A 17176-nucleotide genomic window follows, 5' to 3' on the forward strand; every position below is an offset into this window, starting at 1 on the left:
GGGGTGTAGCCAGGGGCAGCAGCGGCACCCCCTCGCGCCAGACCAGGGGCAGGCTGGCGGCGGTCCCGGCACTGGCACTACGGCGAAAACGCCCGGCATCGGCAAGGGCCAGGGCGCCGATGCTCAGGCGCTGCCCGTGGGGGTCGATCCAGAGCGGCTGCTGACGCAGTTGCGGAGCCCCCAGAACACCGTCGATTCCTGGAGGCAATCCCGCCACGGGCAGCACCAGGGCCTCCAGGCCGCTGAGCCGAAGCCGTTCGCCGCCAGCGGCGAGCATCAGTTCGGGCAGCTTCACCCGCCCGGGCTTGAGGTCCGGGCAGCCTTCTCCGGCCCCGGCGAGCGTGAAGGACTTCGGATCCACGGGCCGGCCCACGAGCTTCAGCCGCCGCATCAGCTCGGGGCTCACCAGGGTGGTGGAGGCCCCGGTGTCGAGCAACAACCGCACAGGGCCGCCTTCACTCCGGAGGCTGAGCACGGGGGTGTCACCGCCGCTGGCCCGCTCCAGGGGGACGTTCACCTGGCCGCTGATCCGCCCGGAGTCCAGGGGCGGCCCACCCAGCTGAATCAGGGCCGCTGCTGCGCAGGGCGCCATGGAGACAGGGGAAGCCGCCGCGGGCTGGAGGCCAACGAGCTCCAGTCCCAGAGCCAGCCCCAGCGCCGCGGCCCTCCAGCTCATCGGCCGTCGGCGCGGCGAAGGGTGACAGCCAGCGCCCCGTCGGGCCGTCGCAGCTCCAGCCGGTTCGCCTCGATCTGCCAGTGGTCGGCGGATTCAAGGGCGCTCAGAAACTGGATCTCCTGCTCCATCACTCCCCGGGGCCGGACGCAGATCCTGCGGGTCGCCGCCGGTGGCCCCACCTGGATCGTTCCCGGGCCGAGCACCACCGCTGCGGAGTAGCGGTTGCATCCGGCTGTTCCCTCCAGACGGCCCCCGGCACTGAGCTCCAGGCTGAGGGTGGTCCCGGTCAGGGTGCTCACCACCGCCTGCCTGCCGTTGTTGAGCCCGGTGACGATCCAGAGGGCTCCGGCGATCTCCTGGGGCTGGGGCCGGAAGCGGGCCACAGGAGTGCCATTGGCCGCCATCAGCTCCAGCTGGCCGTTGCGGAGGCTGTAGCCCCTGGCCGCCGTGAGGGCTGCTCTGAACGACTCGGCCTGACGCATCTGCCTCTCGGGGCAGGCCATCTGGGTGGAGGGGCCCTCTCCGCTCACCCGGAAGACGGAGCTCCTGAGCAGCACGGAAGCGGAATAGCGGTTGCAGCCGTCGCTGCCGCTGATGCGGCCGTTCTCCAGCCGCATGGTCGGAGCCGGCGGCAGCACCGCGCGCTGCCCTGGAATCGACTCCAGCAGCCAGGCACTCCCCTCCAAGGGCGATGGCCGGGAATAAGCCGGCGGCGGGCTGACCGTGACGGTCAGCAGGGCCCCCAGGGCCAGAGCGAGCGATGCTGCTGCGCTGCGTCCGGTCACCTCAAGCACCACCAACGGCCGTCCCCATCCTGGTGCCCAGCAGCACCAGAAGCAGCCCGATGACCGTGATGGGGTGGATGGCCTCTCCCAGCACCAGGGCTGCACTGATCACCGCCACCACGATCGTCAGCGATCCCCACAACGACACCTGGGCCACACTCCAGTGGCGGTAGGCCTGGCGCAGGGCCAGTTCACTGCCCAGGGACAGCCCGAGTCCATAGATGACGATCACCCCCACCACCCAGGCGGCATTGAGCAGGTGGAAATGGGCGGGCCCGAACAGGATCAGGGCCAGGGCGCCGAACACCAGGGCCGAGATCGTGGTGGTGAGCCCAACCGTGAGGGCGGCCGGCCAGCCACGCTGAGCGATGGCGCGGCCGCTCACCCCGGCGCCCGCGAAGGCGACCACTCCCACCAGCGCCCAGATCACCCCCCGCAGTTCATCCATCGGGCCACCCATGCCGGCCATCGCCAGCTGGGGCAGCAGCAGCCCGAGCACGATCAGCCCGAAGCTCAACCAGAAGCCCCGTGGCAGCGTTTCCCCCAGCAGACGCCTGGCCAGCAGTGCCGACAGCGGCAACACCAGGGCGAACAGCAGGGTCTGGCTGATCACCGAAAGGGCTTCCAGGGCGAAGTAGAAGGCCACGGGTCCCACGATCAGACCGAGCACCGTGTCGAGCACCAGCAGACGGCGATCGGTCCCGTCCAGCCTGGCCAGGAGCAACGGCAGCTCGTGACGTCCGGGCAACAGCACCGTGAGGCCCACGATCACCTGGGCCACGAAGTAGACGTTGCAGAAGCTGATCGGGTTCTCGCCACCGATCGGGTGAGACGCCCCGAAGGCCTGCAGCCCTTTCAGGGCGGTGGCGTTCAGCCCCTTGAGCACCACGTACAGCAGCAGCGGTAACCAGGCCATGATTCAGCTCTTCGCCTGGATCAGCTGCCGCACGGCTGGAAGGCCTGTCTCGGCTCAGCTCAGAAAAAGAATTTCACCCCCATCTCCACTCCATTCTGGTTGATGTCGTAGGCATTCTCCGGGGACTGATCGTTGGTCCCACCGAGGTGGAGATAGCGCCAGGAGAGATTGAGCTGGGTGTTGTTGCCCACCGCATAGCCCAGACCAACCTGGGCATTGGCGGAATAGTCGTCGGAGTTGTTGACGCCGAAGCCGCCGACATCACCCCGGGCGAACAGGCGCAAGCGCGGCGAGAGGAACACACTGGCCTGCGTCCCCAGCAACGGCTGAGTCACGGTGCCACCGAAGCTCCTGGAGCGGGCGAGGCTCAGAAGCGGTCCGTCGAACTGGGCACTCAGGTCGTAGCGCATGTCGACGAATCGCACGCCCGCATAGGGGATCACGCTGAAGCTGCCGGCCTTGGCAACGGCCTGCTCCCTGTCACCGAAGCGATAGCGAAGGGCCACGTCGTAGATGCCCTGGATGTTGTTCAGCTTCGCGCTCAGTCGCCGGGTCCCAGTGGGGGATGTCACGGCGTCCTCCCCGCGCACCGACACATAGCTCAGGTCGGTGAGCAGACCCAGCCGCTTGTACTCGACGCTGCCCCGGACGTAGGCCGCCATGGTCAGCGGGCGCAGCACCTGCTCAAGATCGAGGTCCACATCGGCGGTCAGCCCCTTGACGGTGGTGCTGCCGGTGGTGCGCAGGGGTGCGAAGCCGTACAGCTCCACCGTGGCGCTCCAGGGAGAGGGTGCGGGGGGCTCGGCGGTCTGCTCCTCCTCGGCGAAGACGGCGGCCGGGAGCATCAGCGCCTGGAGCAGTGCCGTGAGCCCAAGCAGGAGAGCGTTCCGGGGTTGGAGAGTCGGACGCGCGTGAAGAGAGCTGAGCAACGGCTTCGGTGATGCACAGAACGTGCGGCAAGAGTAAGGGTGACCTCCCCCCCTGTCCGTGTGGATCCACGAGCAGGTTCACCGGCAGCTGGTTCATGCCGGGTGCCGGCCCATGACCTCCAGATAGCGATCCTCGGCTTCCCGCACCAGCAGCTGTCCGAGGCCGGCCTGACGCAGCTGGTCCTGCACCTCCTGAACCGTGAAGGCAGCCCCGAGGGACTGGCGGTAGTCGTGCCGGAGCACGGGAGGGGCCCCCGCCGCATGGGTGGCCACCAGCCGCTCGAGGGTGGTCTGATCGGGGGGGCGGCGCAGATCCTTGATGTAGATCGCGGCCCCGGGGGCCGCCAGTTGGCGCACCGTGCTCCAGAGAACCTGGGGATCGTGGAGATGATGCAGCAGGCTGTTGCTCACCACAGCGTCGTAGCCCCCCTGCAGCCGGGACGAGGGGAGCAGCGCCTGCACGAAGCTCACGGATCCGCAGGGCGGGGAGTCCTGCTGGTGCTGTCTCCGCTGATCCAGGCGGGCGAGGGCGATGGCCAGCATCGCGCCTGAACCATCCACTCCCACCACCCGGCTGGAGGGGTAGCGGCTCGCCAGCCGGAAGGTGATGTTGCCGGGGCCGCAGCCCAGATCGAGGATCCGCTCTCCGAGCCGGGAACCGAAACAGAGGGCGATGCGGTCCACCATCGCCTGGTCGCTGGCATTGAAATCGGCAGCGGCATAGGCCCAGGCCTGCTCGGCCCCATCCATCAGTTCGGGTTCGCAGATGCGCTCGATCAGACTGCTCCAGGGGGTCGTGGCATTCTCTCCCGGGCGGCTTCAGGGGCTGGATCGGCGCTGGGAGGGCTGACGTTCCCCACTGCTGGAGAACTGCTGCCAGCTGATCTGCTCGATCGTGCCCAGGGTCTCGGACTCGCCAGAGGCGGTGGTCACCGTGATCAGGTCCGGGCGGCCCGCCAGCACCTTCAGTCCTGACCCCAGAGAAAAATTGCCGGTGCCGGTGAACAGACCCCGGAACAGCTCCTTGTCCTCGCCATTGCGCACTTCCAGCCAACTGGGTTCACGGCTGCTGAGCTGAAGGCTTCCCTCGCTGGGCTTGCCGGCACTGGTGGACTGGCTGGGCTTGCCGGCTGGGCTGATGGTTGTGCTGGCCTCGGCTCCCGCGGGTGGGCGCGTCGTGGTGGTGGCCTTGGGCTGGCTTGGCTTCCACCCCAGGGCCAGGCCCACCACGAGGGCCACCACGCCGGCAACGCCTGCCAGCAGCCAGGTCACTCCGACCCGTCGGGGCTTTCGGGCTGGCTCAAGCCGGGCGGTGCTGCTGGGGTCCCGGGGAGCCATGGCGGGAGCCGCCAGGCTCACCCTCGCCACGGGAGCCGAGGAAGGTGCGGCCGTGCGTTTGACTCCAGGCAGGTGGATCTCCAGCAGGGGCTCGGTCAGCTGGTCGGCGTCGAGGCCGAGGCTGGTGGCCACCCGTCTGGCCTGGGCAATCAGGTAGATCCTCTCGGGCAGCCGCGTGTGGTCGCCAGATTCCAGGGCATCGAGCCGGTCGGCGGAGAGGTAGTTCTGCTCCGCCAGCACCGCCAGGGGGATGCCCTGGGCTTCCCGGGCTTCAGCGAGCGTCCGGCCCAGGCTCACCAGAATGGGTAGACGCTCCACGGTTGAAGGGTCGGCTGTGTCGGCCGGTTCGCAGGGCTCCGCCGGGTGGGACGCGCGCTCGCTCACGCTGGGGTTGCGGTCGATGGACTCCATCATGAAGGGAAGGTCCGATGCCGTCAGACGCCTCTGCTGCATCAGCGGCCCTGGGGAACGACCGCACAGGTCAGGGGCTGTTCCGCTTGTGCGTGAGTGCGGATCCAGCGCGCTTCCCGGCCCTTCACCCAGAACTCCTGGCCCAGGGAGCTGTAGCGGGCGCCACTGCCGGAGGGGGCCTGGGGCAGGCGCACCGCCTGCTCCTCCACGATCAGCACCACCTGCCGCGGGTTCTCGGGGAAGAACAGGGCCGTGACCTGCAGCGTTTCTCCAGGGCCGCTGCAGCGATAGTCCGCCCGGATCGCTGGTTCGGCGATGGCGGCCTGAGTGATCAGCAGCACGCTTCCCAGGCCAGCTCCCAGGGTCGACAGCACCACCGGGGTCGGCAGCACCGGGGCTCGTAGCAACGAAAGGCCGACCATGGCGTGGATCCTGACGTGCCCTTGCACTGTGCCATCACGAGACCCAATCTGGTGCCAGCAGACTGCAGGCCCCATGCACGGTTCACGATGAGGAGCTCCAGGCCCCAGCTGCGCCTCTCCCGCTCTGGCCAGCGCCACCGGGCCAATCCCTGGATTGAGGGGGTGGCCCGAGTGCTGCTCGCCCTGGTGTTCGTGCATGCCCTCGTCGGCAAGCTGACCAACTTCGGCGCGGTGGCCGGCACGATCGCGGCCCGAGGCCTGCCTCTGGCCCCTCTGCTGCTGGTGCTGGCCATCGCGCTGCTGGCGGTGGGATCGGCCCTGCTGATCCTGGGCTGGCGTCAGCGTCTGGGAGCGGTGTTGCTGCTGGTCTTCCTGGTGCCCACCACCCTCATCTTCCACAGCGAGCTGGCTGACACCGCCGACCGCATCCAGCTGCTGAAGAATCTGGCGATCGTGGCGGGTCTGCTGCTGGTGGCCAATCAACCGCCGGTCGAGCGGCGGCCGAGGCTCCGTCGATAGCAGAGCCGGCTCAGTAGAGCCGGCTGAGCACGAAGTCGGGAAGGCTGAGCAGGGCTGTGCGCGAGTCGGAGGGGCTGAGCCACTGAAGGGCTTCACCGGCCTCGCGGGCAAACCCTTCGGCCAGGGCCCTGGAGCGGGGGATCGCTTCGCAGCCCCGCACCAGGGCCAGGGCCTGGGCGAGGTCCTCGGGCTCACAGAGTTCCCGTTCAATCAGGCCGGCCAGGGCAGGACGTTCCTCAAGAGCAAAGAGCACCGGAGCCGTGAGATAGCCGGTGGCCAGATCGCTGGCGGCGGGCTTGCCGAGCTGCTGGTCGCTGCCGGTGAAGTCGAGAATGTCATCGACCACCTGGAAGGCAAGGCCGAGCTGGCGCCCGAAGCGGTAGAGGTCTTCGAGGCGGTCGTCAGCGAGGCCGCTGAGCACACCGGACGCCTTGGCGCTGTTGGCGATCAGGGAGGCCGTCTTGCAGTAGCTCTTGTCGAGATAGGTCTCGAAGCTCTGGCCGGTGTCATAGCGGTAGAGGCCCTGCCTCACCTCGCCATCGGCGAGGTCCATGATCACGCGGGAAAGCAGCTTGACGACGGCGAGGTCGTCGAGGTTGGCCAGGTGCCAGCTGGCCTGGGCAAAGAGGAAATCACCGGCGAGCACCGCCAGGCGATTGTTGAAACGGCTGTGCACCGTGTCCACACCGCGCCTGGTGGAGGCCTCGTCCACCACGTCGTCGTGAACGAGCGAGGCGGTGTGGATCATCTCGGTGATCTCCGCCAGGCGCCTGTGGCGGCTGGAGAGTTCGCCGTCGGGAGAGAGGGCGCGGGAGAGCAGCAGCACGATGCCGGGGCGGATCCGCTTGCCTCCAGCACTGAACAGGTGCTCGGCTGCCGCCTGAAGAATGGGATGCCCCGCTCCGATCAGACTGCGCAGATCGCTCAGCAGGGTTTCCAGGTCGTTCTCGACCGGCTGGAGCAGCTCTGCAACGGTGGCCATGTCTCCCGCCCGGTGCGCAGATCCTAGAAGGCTCCCACCGACGAACGCAGGCAGACCTGCTCCACCTGGGGTTGCCAGCCGAGCCAGGGGGCTGCGGCCAGGGCAAAGGCCTCGGCATCTCCCGTGACGCAGAATCGTCCCCGCTCCACCGGCACCTCCCTGGGGTGCAGGCCACAGCAGCGGGCCTGATGGACGGGTGCCTTGCCCAGCCGTTGACCCAGCTGAGCCACCGCCGCCTGGGCCGGATCCACCAGCACCACCTCGGGCGGAAGCAGCTCACGCAGCAGCTCCTCCAGCAGCGGGTAATGGGTGCAGCCCAGCACGATCGCCTCCACCCGCTCCGCCAGCAGCGGCTCCAGGTAGGAGATCGCCGCGGCGCGCAGGCGTGGATCGTCGAAATTGCCGTCTTCGATCAGGGGCACGAAGGCCGGACAACCGATCTCGATCACATGGCAGGAGGGATCGGCCTGGCGCAGGGCCCGTCCATAGGCCCCGCTGCCGGCCGTGGCGGGAGTGGCGAGCACCCCCACCCGCCGGCAATGCAGCTGGCTGGCCACGCAGTCGATCAGGCCGAACACGGGGATGCCTTCACCGGCTTCGGCCTCGGCGATGTCGAAGGCCAGGGCGTTGGTGGTGTTGCAGGCCATCAGCACCGCATTCACGTTCTGCACCCGCAACCAGCCCACCACTTCCGCGGCGATCCGGCGGATCTCGTTGGGAGAGCGATGGCCGTAGGGCACACGGGCGGTGTCGCCCAGGTACACGAAGGGAAGATCGGGATGATGCTCGAGCATCCGCCGCAACACCGTCAGCCCGCCCAGTCCGCTGTCCAGCAGGCCGATTCGCTGCTCCATCAGCCCCCTGCCAGATAACGGAGAATACCGCTGCTGATCGCCTGGGCCAGTCGCTGACGGTGGGAGGCGGTGGCCAGACGCGGGGAGTCGATGTCGCCGGTGACGAACCCGGTTTCCACCAGGGCGGCGGGCATCACCGTGCGGCGGATCACGAAGAACCGCCCGGTGCGTACCCCCCGATCCGGACTCCCTGGTGACACGGCGAGCACTTCCGACTGGATGGCGGACGCCAGAGCTCTGGAGAGCGAGCTCTGGAAGTAGAAGGTTTCGATCCCGTTGACATCCGGCCGGGCCATGCTGAGGGCGTTGGCATGAATGCTCACGAAGGCATTCGCCCTGCTGCTGTTGGCCAGGGAGACCCGCGGCGGCAGGTCCACGTCGATTTCCGAGGTGCGGGTGAGCAGCACCTGGACCCCCTTGGCCTGGAGCAGCCGCGCCACCTGGAGGCTGATGTCGAGCACCACATCGGTTTCGCGCAGTCCGCCGATGCCTACAGCCCCGGGGTCGGGCCCCCCGTGGCCCGGATCGATCACGACCCGGTAGCGCCCGCGTGGCACATCGGGAAGTCCGGCCGAGGAGAGGGGAGTCCGGCTGTAGCCGGGGGTGAAGCCCGGATTCGACCGCCATGGAACGGAGGCGGCGGTCACATCCCCCTCACCCATCGTGCGCAGGCTTCCATTGGGAAGACCCTCGAATTCGAGCTTCCAGCGGTCCCGGGCCGTGCCCACCAGCCTCAGTCGTCTGGGATCGAGCTGAGTGCCTGGCTGGAACTCAAGCACCAGTCGGGTGGTGCTGGGATCCGGCTTGCCGATGCGGACCTCCCGCAGGACGCCGTTGCCGCGGATGCTGCGGGTGCGGCTGGGAGCTCCCGGCAGATCGACCCATACCCTTGGCCCGGTGTTCCCGCGGCCCGCCTCGAAGAAAGCCTGGAGGGAAATCGACGGAGACGTGCGCAGCTCCAGCACGCCATCGCTGTTGATGCGCCAGGCCGCCAGGGCACTGGCCGCCCAGGCCGGCAAAGCCGCCAGCAGCAGGGTGGCCTGAAGCGCTCCACCGAGGAGAACGGTGGACAGCGGGCCGAGACGGGGTAGGCGTGACTTCCTCAGGATCAGAACAGCGAAGGACGACGGTGGTTGAGGCTGGGCATCTGGGCACGGACCCGACGGCCATGGTCCGGGTCGACGGGGGCCACCGCAAGCCCGACACCGATGCCGGCATCGGCCAGGACCGTGCCCCAGGGATCGATCACCAGAGCGTGCCCGTGGCTCTGGCGGCGTCCGTAGTGCAGTCCCGTCTGGGCCGGGGCGAGAACGTAGGAGGTGTTTTCGATCGCCCGGGCCTGCAGCAACACCTGCCAGTGGTCCTTGCCGGTGAAGGCGGTGAAGGCTGCCGGAATCATGATCAGCTCAGCGCCGGCACCGGCCAGGTGGCGGTAGAGCTCGGGGAAGCGCACGTCGTAGCAGATCGAGAGGCCGATCCTGCAGAGGCCGGGAGCATCGACCACAGGTGGCAGCGTGGTGCCGGATCGGACGGTTTCCGATTCCCTGTAGGTGTTGCCGTCAGGCAGATCCACATCGAAGAGGTGGATCTTGTCGTAGCGGGCCAGCAGCTGGCCGTCACGACCCACCAGTTCCGCCCGGTTGTAGGTGACCCGCTCGCCGGCGGGCACGGGGAAGCCTCCGCCGAGGAGTGTCACCTGGTAGCGCCGAGCCATCGTGACCAGGAAGCGGCTGCAGCGGTCCGCCAGACTGGGGGCCAGCTCCAGGCGGCGGTTGTCGTCGCCCATGAAGGCGAAATTCTCAGGAAGTCCCACCAGCTCGGCGCCGCGCCGGGTGGCGAGCTCGATCTGCTCTTCGGCGGCGGCGAAGTTGGCGTCCGGATCGGGTGTGCTGGTGAGTTGCACCGCGGCAGCCAGAAAGCTCGTCACCGGAGGGAAGTGCCAGGTCGGCGGAACTTTAGGGGGAGGTCCGTCGGGGGGCGGCCAGGGCGGCCCCCTCATGGGCTGGCCTCAGCTGGCTTTGAGCACTCCGGGTTCGGCCTGCATCGGCACGATCGTGAGGGTGTCGAGCGCGGCACAGCACTGGAAGTCGGCATCGTGGTTGCCGAGCCTCTCCAGGCGTTGGCCATGGCTGGCGGTGCGCAGGCAGCCCTCGGGGTCGTGCCGCCACTGCTGCCAGAGGGCCAGGGCCGCCACCATCTCGTCGTTCCCCGCCACCACGTTGATCCCCGCGGCCGGTGCCAGCTCGAGCAACGCGGCCCCCACGGCGCCCGCCGCCAGGCTGTCCTCCAGCGAATAGGCCCCCTCCCAGCCGCTGCCCACGATCCAGACGTTCTCAACCTCCCGCTCGATCAGCCGTATGGCCACTGCCGTGCGGTTCGGCAGGCAGGCGGTGAGAAGCAGGGGCAGATCCCGCACCCGGTCGAGGGAGCGGGTTCCATTGGTGGTGCTCATGAAGATGCGCTTGCCCGCCACCAGCTCAGGGGTCACCCCCAGCGGCGAGTTGCCCAGGTCGAAGCCCTCCACCCGGGCCCCGCCGCGCTCACCGGCGGTGAGACGTCGCTCGGGGGGCCAGGCGGCGGCACTGGCTTTGAGGGCCTCAAGGTCGGCAAAGGCCTGGATCGCCTCGGCGCCGTTCTCCAGCGCCCAGGCCATGGTGGTGGTGGCCCGCAGCACATCGATCACCACAGCCGCATCGGGTCTGCCGCCTTCGGCACTCCCCGCTTCCGGCACGCATTCGGAGGTGTGGAAGGTCTGGATCAGCACGGCACGGCGGGTGAGGAGGGTGCGCCACAGTAGGCAGCAACGGATCTGAACCGATGCAGGCAGTGTTGCCGCGGAGCACCACCCGAGACCTGCGGGGCTTTCTGGCGCTGCTCGAGCAACGTGGTCAGCTGCGGCGGATCACCGCTCCGGTGGATCCCGATCTGGAGCTGGCCGCCATCGCTGACCGGGTGCTGGCCCGCGGTGGACCTGGACTGCTGTTCGAGAACGTGATCGGCAGCTCCATGCCGGTGGCGGTCAACCTGCTGGGCACGGTGGAGCGGGTGGTCTGGAGCATGGGCCTGGAGCGGGCCGAGCAGCTCGAAGACCTGGGCGAGCGGCTCGCCCTGCTGCAGCAACCGCGCCCCCCCAAGGGCCTGCGGGAAGCGGCCCGCTTCGGCGGGGTGCTCTGGGATGTCGTCAAGGCCCGCCCCGACCTCGACCTGCTTCCTCCCTGCCACCAGCAGGTGTTCAAGGGCGAGCAGGTGAATCTCGATGCCCTGCCGCTGCTGCGCCCCTGGCCTGGTGATGCCGGCGGCGTGGTCACCCTCGGCCTGGTGATCACCAAGGACCCGGAAACGGGGGTGCCCAACGTGGGCGTGTACCGCCTGCAGCGCCAGTCAGCGAACACGATGACCGTGCACTGGCTGAGTGTGCGCGGCGGGGCTCGCCACCTGCGCAAGGCAGCGGCCCTGGGCAAGCCGCTGGAGGTGGCGGTGGCGATCGGCGTGCACCCCCTGCTGGTGATGGCCGCCGCCACCCCGATTCCCGTGCAGCTGAGCGAGTGGTTGTTCGCCGGCATCTATGCCGGGGAGGGGGTGCGCCTGGCGAAGTGCAAGACGCTCAACCTGGAGGTGCCCAGCCACAGCGAGGTGGTGCTGGAGGGCACGATCGCTCCGGGCGAGGTTCTCCCGGATGGCCCCTTCGGGGATCACATGGGCTTCTACGGCGGCCTGGAGGATTCCCCCCTGGTGCGCTTCCACTGCGTCACCCAGCGGCGCGATCCGGTCTTTCTCACCACCTTCAGCGGCCGCCCGCCCAAGGAGGAAGCGATGCTGGCGATCGCCCTCAACCGGATGTACACGCCGATCCTGCGCCAGCAGGTGCCGGAGATCGTCGATTTCTTCCTGCCGATGGAGGGCCTCAGCTACAAGCTGGCGGTGATTGCCATCGACAAGGCCTATCCGGGCCAGGCCAGGCGCGCGGCGATGGCCTTCTGGAGTGCTCTCCCCCAGTTCACTTACACCAAGTTCGTGGTGGTGGTCGACAAGACGATCAGCATCCGCGATCCACGCCAGGTGATCTGGGCGATCAGCGCCCAGGTGGATCCCCAGCGGGATCTGTTCGTGCTCGAGGACACCCCCTTCGACACCCTGGATTTCGCCAGCGAGCGGCTCGGGCTCGGTGGCCGTCTGGCGATCGATGCCACCACCAAGATCGGTCCCGAGAAGCGCCACGACTGGGGCGAACCCCTGCGGCGCACGGCGGAGCAGGAGGCCAGGGTGGATCGGCGCTGGGCTGAACTGGGCCTCGCGGACATCGATGCCCGTGATCCCGATCCGGTGCTGTTCGGTTACACGCTCGAACACGTGCTCGAGCGGCTGGCCGTCCCGCGCGCTTAGCCCGATGCTCCCTCCCAGGCCGTGATGCTCAAACGCCGGGGACTCCAGGCGATCCAGGCGTTGCTGGAACTGGCACTGGAGCCCGAGAGCTGGCGCTCGGGGCCTGATCTGGCCGCCTGCCAGGCGATTCCCGAGCCGATGCTGGAGCAGGTGCTGCTGCAGCTGCGCCGGGCTGACCTGGTGGAGGCCCGCCGGGGTCGTCATGGCGGCTACAGGCTTCGGCGTGCCGCCGCCGCCATTCCCCTGCTGGAGGTGCTGCGGGCGGTGGAGTCGGATCCCTCCCAGGCTTCGGCTGTCGCGCCCTCCCCCGAGCAGGCGGGGGAGCAGGTGGCCCTGGCCCTGGAGCGGCGGCTGCAGCAGGCGCTGGAGCGGGAGCTGGCCCGGCTCAGCCTCGAGGAGTTGCTCTACGACCTGCGCAGCACCCAGGAGTGCCTCCGCCAGGAGGGGGGCCTGATGCTGGGCTGAAGGCCCTGCTCAAGGGGCGGCCGGCAGCAGCAGGGCCCCGATCGCGAAGCTGGCATAGAGGAGCAGAAGCTGCAGGCCCTCGTACCAGCTGAGCTGTCGGTCCTTGCTGATCCAGTCGACCATCAGCACCGTGCAGCCCAGGCAGGCCAGGGCCACCGGTGGGAAGGCCAGATGCAGATAGCGCGCCATCACCAGCCCCGAGAGGACCAGCACCGGCAGCACGAACAGCAGCAGCTGCAGGCTGGATTCCACCGTGCTGCTCATGGCCAGATCCATGTTGCCGTTGCGGCCCGCCTGGATGGCCACAACGGCTTCCGCGAAGCAGCCGAACAGGGGCAGCAGCACCAGTCCCACGAACAGGGGATTCAGATCGAGCTGGGCCACCAGTTGCTCCAGGGAGCTCACAAGGGCCTTCGATACCCCCACCAGCAGGAGACTGACCAGGGCGATCAGCACCAGGATCGTGGCCAGCGAGGCCCGATGCCGGCCAAGCGCGCTGACCATCTGAAGTCCACGACTTGCCTCGACTCCGGCAAACAACCGACGGTGGGTGCCGAGTTGATAGACGAAGGAGAGCAGGTAGTACCCCAGCACCAGGGCCGCCACCAGGGCTGAATAGAGGGCGAAGCCTTCGAAGCGGTCCGAGCCCGCGGAGATTCCCTCCCCCTGATGAAGCAGGAAGATCGAAGGCACCGACAGCAGAATGGTGCTGATCAGCAGCTGCTGGGTCTGCAGCTGCGTGCTGTGAGCGTGGATCGGCACCGCGATCACGCGGCGGCTGGCCACCAGTGTGCTGAGCCCGAGCACCAGCAGGCAGTTGGTGATCACCGCGCCCGCCAGGCTGGTGACCACCAGGGGGTAGAGGCCGCTGTTGAGGGCGGTGAACGAGACCACAAGCTCCACCAGGTTGCCCAGAGCCACTCCCACCAGACCGCCGAGCCGGTTTCCCAGTCGCTGGGCCAGGGCTTCCACCAGCACGGCGATCATTCGCCCCAGGGGCACCAGGCCAAGCCCGTGGAGCCCGAAGCTCAGCAGCACCGGGATCCGCTCCAGGGCGGGAAAGGGAACGGAGAGCAGCGTCAGCAGGGTGAAGGGCAGCAGCAGGCTCCAGCGGCTGATCAGCAGCCGCCGGATCAGATCAGCCATCACCCGGCTCCTCGGCTCCGAGATAGGAGGTCCTGAGATCCTCGTGGGCCAGGAGTTCGGCGGCGCTGCCGCTGAGGCTGACGCGGCCGGCCTGGAGCACCACGCCCCGGTCAGCGATGGCCAGGGCCGCCTGGGCGTTCTGCTCCACCAGCAGGATCGTGAGTCCCTCGCGATGAAGCTGCTGCAGGATCGCCATCACCTCGGCCACCAGCATCGGTGCCAGCCCCAGGCTGGGTTCATCCAGCAGCAGCAGCCGCGGACGCCCCATCAGCGAGCGGGCGATCGCCAGCATCTGCTGCTCTCCGCCGGAGAGGCTGCCGGCCAGTTGCGCGCGGCGCTCCCGCAGGCGGGGGAAGCGCTCGTAGCAGCGCTGAAGATCCAGCTCGATCCCGCGCCGATCGCGGCGCAGGTAGGCCCCGAGCTCAAGATTCACGGCCACCGTCTGGCGGGCCAGCACCCGGCGCCCTTCCGGGCAGTGACCGATCCCGAGCCGCACCGTTCCCTCGGTGGCGGTCCTGGCCAGAGAGCGGCCCTGCCAGTCGATCCGTCCCGTCTCCGGCTTCACCAGCTGCGAGATCGCCCGCAGGGTGGTGCTCTTGCCGGCACCGTTGGAACCCAGCAGGGCCACCAGTTCCCCGTCGTGGATGTGCAGATCGACGCCACTGAGGGCGCTGATCGCTCCGTAGCGCACCGAGATATCCCTCAGGGCCAGCAGCGGCGGGGCGGTGCTGGAGCTCATGGGCTCACCCCCAGATAGGCCTCGATCACCGCCGGGTCGTGGCGCACGCGCTCAGGGGTGCCCAGGGCGATCCGCCGGCCGAAGTTCAGCACGGCCAGCCGGTCGCAGAGGCGCATCATCAACGGGACATGGTGCTCGATCACGAGCACGCTGAGATCGAAGCGAGAGCGCAGGCGGCGGATCAGAACCGAGAGCTCCTCTTTCTCGATCGGGTTCATGCCGGCGGCCGGTTCATCCAGCAGCAGCAGCCGTGGGGCGGTGGCCAGGGCGCGGGCGATCTCCAGCCGCCGTTGCGACCCATAGGCCAGGCTGCCGGCCGGCCGGCCGGCAGTGGTGTCGAGATCCACCAGCGCCAGCAGCTCCAGCGCCTGTTGGCGCAACTCCCCCTGGTGCTGACGAAACGGTCGTCCCCCCAGCAGGGCGGCGTGCAGTGGGGAGCCCGCGCTGTGGTGCAGACCGATCAGCACATTCTCCAGGCAGCTCAGCCGCTGGAACAGGCGCAGGTTCTGGAAGGTGCGGCCGATCCCCAGACGGTTGATCCGGTCGGGCGGCAGGCCGTCGATCGCTTCACCACCCCAGCGGATCGACCCGGCCGTGGGCCTTCCCACCCCGGAGATCAGGTTGAACAGGGTGGTCTTGCCGGCTCCATTGGGACCGATCAGTCCGAAGATCTCTCCCGGCTGCACCTGAAGGGACACCCGATCCAGGGCGAGCAGGCCGCCGAAGCGGCAGCTCACCTCCTCCAGGACCAGCAGGGGAGCTGCAGCCGTTCCTTGGGCTGAGGCGGTCGGCATCAGGGTCGTCGCAGAGCGTCCCGGAGCCTGGCGAAGCGCTCCGGGGTGACCAGGCCCTGGGGAAAGAGGATCGGCCCCACCAGGATCACCAGGCCGAAGAGGATCAGGCGCAGATCCCCCACCGGCCGCAGCAGTTCGGGCAGGGCCGTGATCACCAGGCCCCCCAGCACCGGCCCGAGCCAGATCCGCGAGCCCCCGAAGACCACGAACGCCAGGGTGGTGACGCTGGCATCGAAGCTGCCCTGACGGGCGTTCCACGTGTTGAGGAAGTGGGCGGCCAGGACACCGGTGAGGGCGGCGATCACGGCACTGAGCACGAAGGCGGTGAGTTTCACGTCGGCCGTGGGGATCCCCATGCAGCGGGCCGCCAGCTCGTCATCGCGGATGGCCGCCATGGCCCGTCCCAGCCGCATGGCCTCCAGACGGGCACAGAGCCAGCAGACCAGTGCCAGCAGGATCCCGGTGGCCAGGGCATAGCCCCCCGGACCTGCGAAGGGCTGGGGAATGCCGAAGATCCCCACGGCGCCGCCGCTCCAGTCCAGGTTGAGGTTCAGCACCCGCAGGATCTCCACCAGGGCGATGGTGGCGATGGCCAGATAGATGCCGCGCAGCTGCAGCACAGGTCGGCCCAGCAGCAGGGCCACAGCGGCCGCCACCAGGGCCGCCAGCAGCAGCTCCAGGGCCAGGGACGTGAGGGGATAGCCCCCCCCATCACCCGAGAGGGCCGGCCAGCGGGTGGAGAGCAGGGCGGCCACGTAGCCGCCGATGACATAGAAGCCCGGTGTGGCGAGGGAGAGCTGACCGCAGCGCAGGGGCAGGTAGACAGAGAGGGCCAGCAGGGCGCCGAAACCCATCTGCACCAGCAGGGAGAGATCGCTCACACCTTGTTCGCCAGAGGTTTGCCGAGCAGTCCCTGGGGCCTGAGCAGCAGCACCAGAAACAGGATCGCAAAGGCCACCCCGTCCTTGTAGCCGGAGAGCTCCGAGGGCACCAGTGCCTCGGCCAGCCCCACGATCAGGCCGCCCAGCACCGCTCCAGGCACGCTGCCGAGCCCGCCCAGCACCAGCACGCCCAGACCCTTGAGCCCGTAGCCGATGCCGAAGTAGGGCCCGGCGATGCTCACGCTCAGCCCCACCAGCCCGCCGGCCACCCCCGCCAGGACTCCGCTCAGCGCGAAGGCCAGGCGGATCATGGCGCCGGAATCGATGCCGAGCAGGCGGGAGGTGATGGGATCTTCCGCCACCGCCTGGAGGGCCTTGCCGTTGCGGCTGCCCTCCAGCCAGATCGTGAGCAGGACCAGTAACAGGGCGGCCACCAGCAGCAGGAGCAGCTGCACGGTGCGGATCTGGGCGCCGCCCAGGTTCAGCGCCGGTGGCAGGGCCGCCAGGGTGGAGGCCGGTATCGAGTAGCTCTCAGCTCCCATCAGCAGCTGCACCAGGTTCACGAGCACAACCCCGGCCCCCAGGCTGGAGATCAGGTAGAGCAACGGCTCGGCGTTGCGCTGGCGCAGGGGGCGGAAGGCCACCGCCTCCACCCCCAGGCCCACCAGGGCGGAGCCGGCTCCGGCCACGGCCAGGGCCAGCCAGAACGGCAGGGCAACGGGCAGTTGCCAGCCCGCCAACAGCCCATTGGCCCCCACCGCACCACCGATCAGCAGGTAGGTGAGGTACCCCCCGATCGTGAACACCGCCCCATGGGCGAAGTTGATCACCCCCAGCACCGAGAACACCAGGGTGTAGCCGAGGGCGAAAAGGGCATAGACCGAACCAGAGGCCAGTCCGTTGATCAGAATCTGCAGGAGATGAACCACGCTGGGC

At 68.8% G+C, this 17176-nt stretch carries 20 protein-coding genes; 3 read left to right on the forward strand and 17 right to left on the reverse strand.

Features of this window, described 5'->3' with window-relative positions:
• From VB734_RS00445 to VB734_RS00475, 7 genes are all read right to left on the reverse strand, one after another.
• Positions 1-676: retropepsin-like aspartic protease (locus VB734_RS00445; protein ID WP_323242856.1), on the reverse strand; the 676-nt coding region annotated here is incomplete at its 3' end.
• Positions 673-1461, reverse strand: a complete 789-nt coding sequence (locus VB734_RS00450) for an META domain-containing protein (protein ID WP_322781528.1) — start codon at positions 1459-1461, stop codon at positions 673-675. The genes VB734_RS00445 and VB734_RS00450, both read right to left, overlap by 4 nt.
• A 1-nt stretch (position 1462) precedes the next feature.
• Positions 1463-2377 (reverse strand): DMT family transporter, encoded by a 915-nt coding sequence (locus VB734_RS00455; protein ID WP_322781527.1) that lies wholly within the window; start codon positions 2375-2377, stop codon positions 1463-1465.
• A gap of 59 nt (positions 2378-2436) precedes the next feature.
• Positions 2437-3222, reverse strand: coding sequence for a hypothetical protein (locus VB734_RS00460; protein ID WP_322781526.1), 786 nt, complete (start codon positions 3220-3222; stop codon positions 2437-2439).
• Between the two features lie 177 nt (positions 3223-3399).
• Positions 3400-4056 carry a class I SAM-dependent methyltransferase gene (locus VB734_RS00465; protein ID WP_197164684.1) on the reverse strand — a complete coding sequence of 219 codons (657 nt, stop codon included), beginning with the start codon at positions 4054-4056 and terminating at the stop codon, positions 3400-3402.
• A 69-nt stretch (positions 4057-4125) separates the two neighbouring features.
• Positions 4126-5097, reverse strand: coding sequence for a helix-turn-helix transcriptional regulator (locus tag VB734_RS00470; RefSeq protein ID WP_322781525.1), 972 nt, complete (start codon positions 5095-5097; stop codon positions 4126-4128).
• Positions 5097-5477 (reverse strand): MliC family protein, encoded by a 381-nt coding sequence (locus VB734_RS00475; protein ID WP_197164680.1) that lies wholly within the window; start codon positions 5475-5477, stop codon positions 5097-5099. The genes VB734_RS00470 and VB734_RS00475 overlap by 1 nt, the downstream gene beginning before the upstream one ends.
• 87 nt (positions 5478-5564) lie before the next feature.
• Here VB734_RS00475 and VB734_RS00480 point away from each other — a divergent pair, with 87 nt between their 5' ends.
• Positions 5565-5996, forward strand: a complete 432-nt coding sequence (locus tag VB734_RS00480; protein ID WP_197164678.1) for a DoxX family protein — start codon at positions 5565-5567, stop codon at positions 5994-5996.
• A gap of 10 nt (positions 5997-6006) precedes the next feature.
• On the opposite strand, the gene sds is transcribed toward VB734_RS00480, so the two are convergent.
• The 5 genes from sds to VB734_RS00505 all read right to left on the reverse strand — a co-directional run bounded on the left by sds (position 6007) and on the right by VB734_RS00505 (position 10596).
• Positions 6007-6978 (reverse strand): solanesyl diphosphate synthase, encoded by a 972-nt coding sequence (gene sds / locus VB734_RS00485; protein ID WP_197164676.1) that lies wholly within the window; start codon positions 6976-6978, stop codon positions 6007-6009.
• A 23-nt stretch (positions 6979-7001) separates the two neighbouring features.
• Positions 7002-7832, reverse strand: coding sequence for a glutamate racemase (murI, locus tag VB734_RS00490; RefSeq protein ID WP_197164674.1), 831 nt, complete (start codon positions 7830-7832; stop codon positions 7002-7004).
• Positions 7832-8905 (reverse strand): N-acetylmuramoyl-L-alanine amidase, encoded by a 1074-nt coding sequence (locus tag VB734_RS00495; protein WP_322782663.1) that lies wholly within the window; start codon positions 8903-8905, stop codon positions 7832-7834. The genes murI and VB734_RS00495 overlap by 1 nt, the downstream gene beginning before the upstream one ends.
• A gap of 35 nt (positions 8906-8940) precedes the next feature.
• A complete protein-coding gene (locus VB734_RS00500) occupies positions 8941-9759 on the reverse strand; it encodes a carbon-nitrogen hydrolase family protein (RefSeq protein WP_322781524.1) in 819 nt (272 codons plus the stop codon).
• An 81-nt stretch (positions 9760-9840) separates the two neighbouring features.
• Complete coding sequence (locus VB734_RS00505; RefSeq protein ID WP_322781523.1) at positions 9841-10596, reverse strand: 2-phosphosulfolactate phosphatase family protein; 756 nt, start codon at positions 10594-10596, stop codon at positions 9841-9843.
• Positions 10597-10649: 53 nt separating this feature from the next.
• Here VB734_RS00505 and VB734_RS00510 point away from each other — a divergent pair, with 53 nt between their 5' ends.
• Both VB734_RS00510 and VB734_RS00515 read left to right on the forward strand, forming a co-directional pair.
• A complete protein-coding gene (locus tag VB734_RS00510; RefSeq protein ID WP_322781522.1) occupies positions 10650-12215 on the forward strand; it encodes a UbiD family decarboxylase in 1566 nt (521 codons plus the stop codon).
• A 24-nt stretch (positions 12216-12239) separates the two neighbouring features.
• Positions 12240-12680, forward strand: a complete 441-nt coding sequence (locus VB734_RS00515; RefSeq protein WP_197164666.1) for an RrF2 family transcriptional regulator — start codon at positions 12240-12242, stop codon at positions 12678-12680.
• A gap of 9 nt (positions 12681-12689) precedes the next feature.
• Here the strand turns inward: VB734_RS00515 and VB734_RS00520 are convergent, their stop codons facing one another.
• Genes VB734_RS00520 through VB734_RS00540 form a run of 5 tightly spaced genes read right to left on the reverse strand, consistent with a single transcriptional unit; the run spans position 12690 to position 17169 of the window.
• The gene (locus VB734_RS00520; RefSeq protein WP_197164664.1) at positions 12690-13826 is read right to left on the reverse strand and encodes a calcium:proton antiporter; all 1137 of its coding nucleotides are present in this window, start codon (positions 13824-13826) and stop codon (positions 12690-12692) included.
• Positions 13819-14565: an ABC transporter ATP-binding protein gene (locus VB734_RS00525; RefSeq protein ID WP_197164662.1), complete on the reverse strand. Its 747-nt coding sequence runs from the start codon at positions 14563-14565 to the stop codon at positions 13819-13821. The genes VB734_RS00520 and VB734_RS00525 overlap by 8 nt, the downstream gene beginning before the upstream one ends.
• On the reverse strand, positions 14562-15359 hold the full coding sequence (locus VB734_RS00530) for an ABC transporter ATP-binding protein (RefSeq protein ID WP_322781521.1): 798 nt from the start codon (positions 15357-15359) through the stop codon (positions 14562-14564). Before VB734_RS00530 ends, VB734_RS00525 begins: the two co-directional genes overlap by 4 nt.
• The gene (locus VB734_RS00535; RefSeq protein WP_322781520.1) at positions 15359-16240 is read right to left on the reverse strand and encodes a branched-chain amino acid ABC transporter permease; all 882 of its coding nucleotides are present in this window, start codon (positions 16238-16240) and stop codon (positions 15359-15361) included. Before VB734_RS00535 ends, VB734_RS00530 begins: the two co-directional genes overlap by 1 nt.
• On the reverse strand, positions 16237-17169 hold the full coding sequence (locus VB734_RS00540) for a branched-chain amino acid ABC transporter permease (protein ID WP_322781519.1): 933 nt from the start codon (positions 17167-17169) through the stop codon (positions 16237-16239). Before VB734_RS00540 ends, VB734_RS00535 begins: the two co-directional genes overlap by 4 nt.
• Positions 17170-17176: the final 7 nt, after the last annotated feature.

Source organism: Synechococcus sp. BA-124 BA4 (genome assembly GCF_034931165.1).

Excerpts from the sequence above, each read along its gene's own strand:
- VB734_RS00455 (WP_322781527.1), bottom strand. The coding sequence starts at position 2,377 with ATGGCCTGGTTACCGCTGCTGCTGTACGTGGTGCTCAAGGGGCTGAAC.
- VB734_RS00460 (WP_322781526.1), bottom strand. The coding sequence starts at position 3,222 with ATGCTCCCGGCCGCCGTCTTCGCCGAGGAGGAGCAGACCGCCGAGCCC.
- VB734_RS00465 (WP_197164684.1), bottom strand. The coding sequence starts at position 4,056 with ATGGATGGGGCCGAGCAGGCCTGGGCCTATGCCGCTGCCGATTTCAAT.
- VB734_RS00470 (WP_322781525.1), bottom strand. The coding sequence starts at position 5,097 with ATGCAGCAGAGGCGTCTGACGGCATCGGACCTTCCCTTCATGATGGAG.
- VB734_RS00475 (WP_197164680.1), bottom strand. The coding sequence starts at position 5,477 with ATGGTCGGCCTTTCGTTGCTACGAGCCCCGGTGCTGCCGACCCCGGTG.
- VB734_RS00480 (WP_197164678.1), top strand. The coding sequence starts at position 5,565 with ATGAGGAGCTCCAGGCCCCAGCTGCGCCTCTCCCGCTCTGGCCAGCGC.
- sds (WP_197164676.1), bottom strand. The coding sequence starts at position 6,978 with ATGGCCACCGTTGCAGAGCTGCTCCAGCCGGTCGAGAACGACCTGGAA.
- murI (WP_197164674.1), bottom strand. The coding sequence starts at position 7,832 with ATGGAGCAGCGAATCGGCCTGCTGGACAGCGGACTGGGCGGGCTGACG.
- VB734_RS00510 (WP_322781522.1), top strand. The coding sequence starts at position 10,650 with ATGCAGGCAGTGTTGCCGCGGAGCACCACCCGAGACCTGCGGGGCTTT.
- VB734_RS00515 (WP_197164666.1), top strand. The coding sequence starts at position 12,240 with ATGCTCAAACGCCGGGGACTCCAGGCGATCCAGGCGTTGCTGGAACTG.
- VB734_RS00520 (WP_197164664.1), bottom strand. The coding sequence starts at position 13,826 with ATGGCTGATCTGATCCGGCGGCTGCTGATCAGCCGCTGGAGCCTGCTG.
- VB734_RS00525 (WP_197164662.1), bottom strand. The coding sequence starts at position 14,565 with ATGAGCTCCAGCACCGCCCCGCCGCTGCTGGCCCTGAGGGATATCTCG.
- VB734_RS00530 (WP_322781521.1), bottom strand. The coding sequence starts at position 15,359 with ATGCCGACCGCCTCAGCCCAAGGAACGGCTGCAGCTCCCCTGCTGGTC.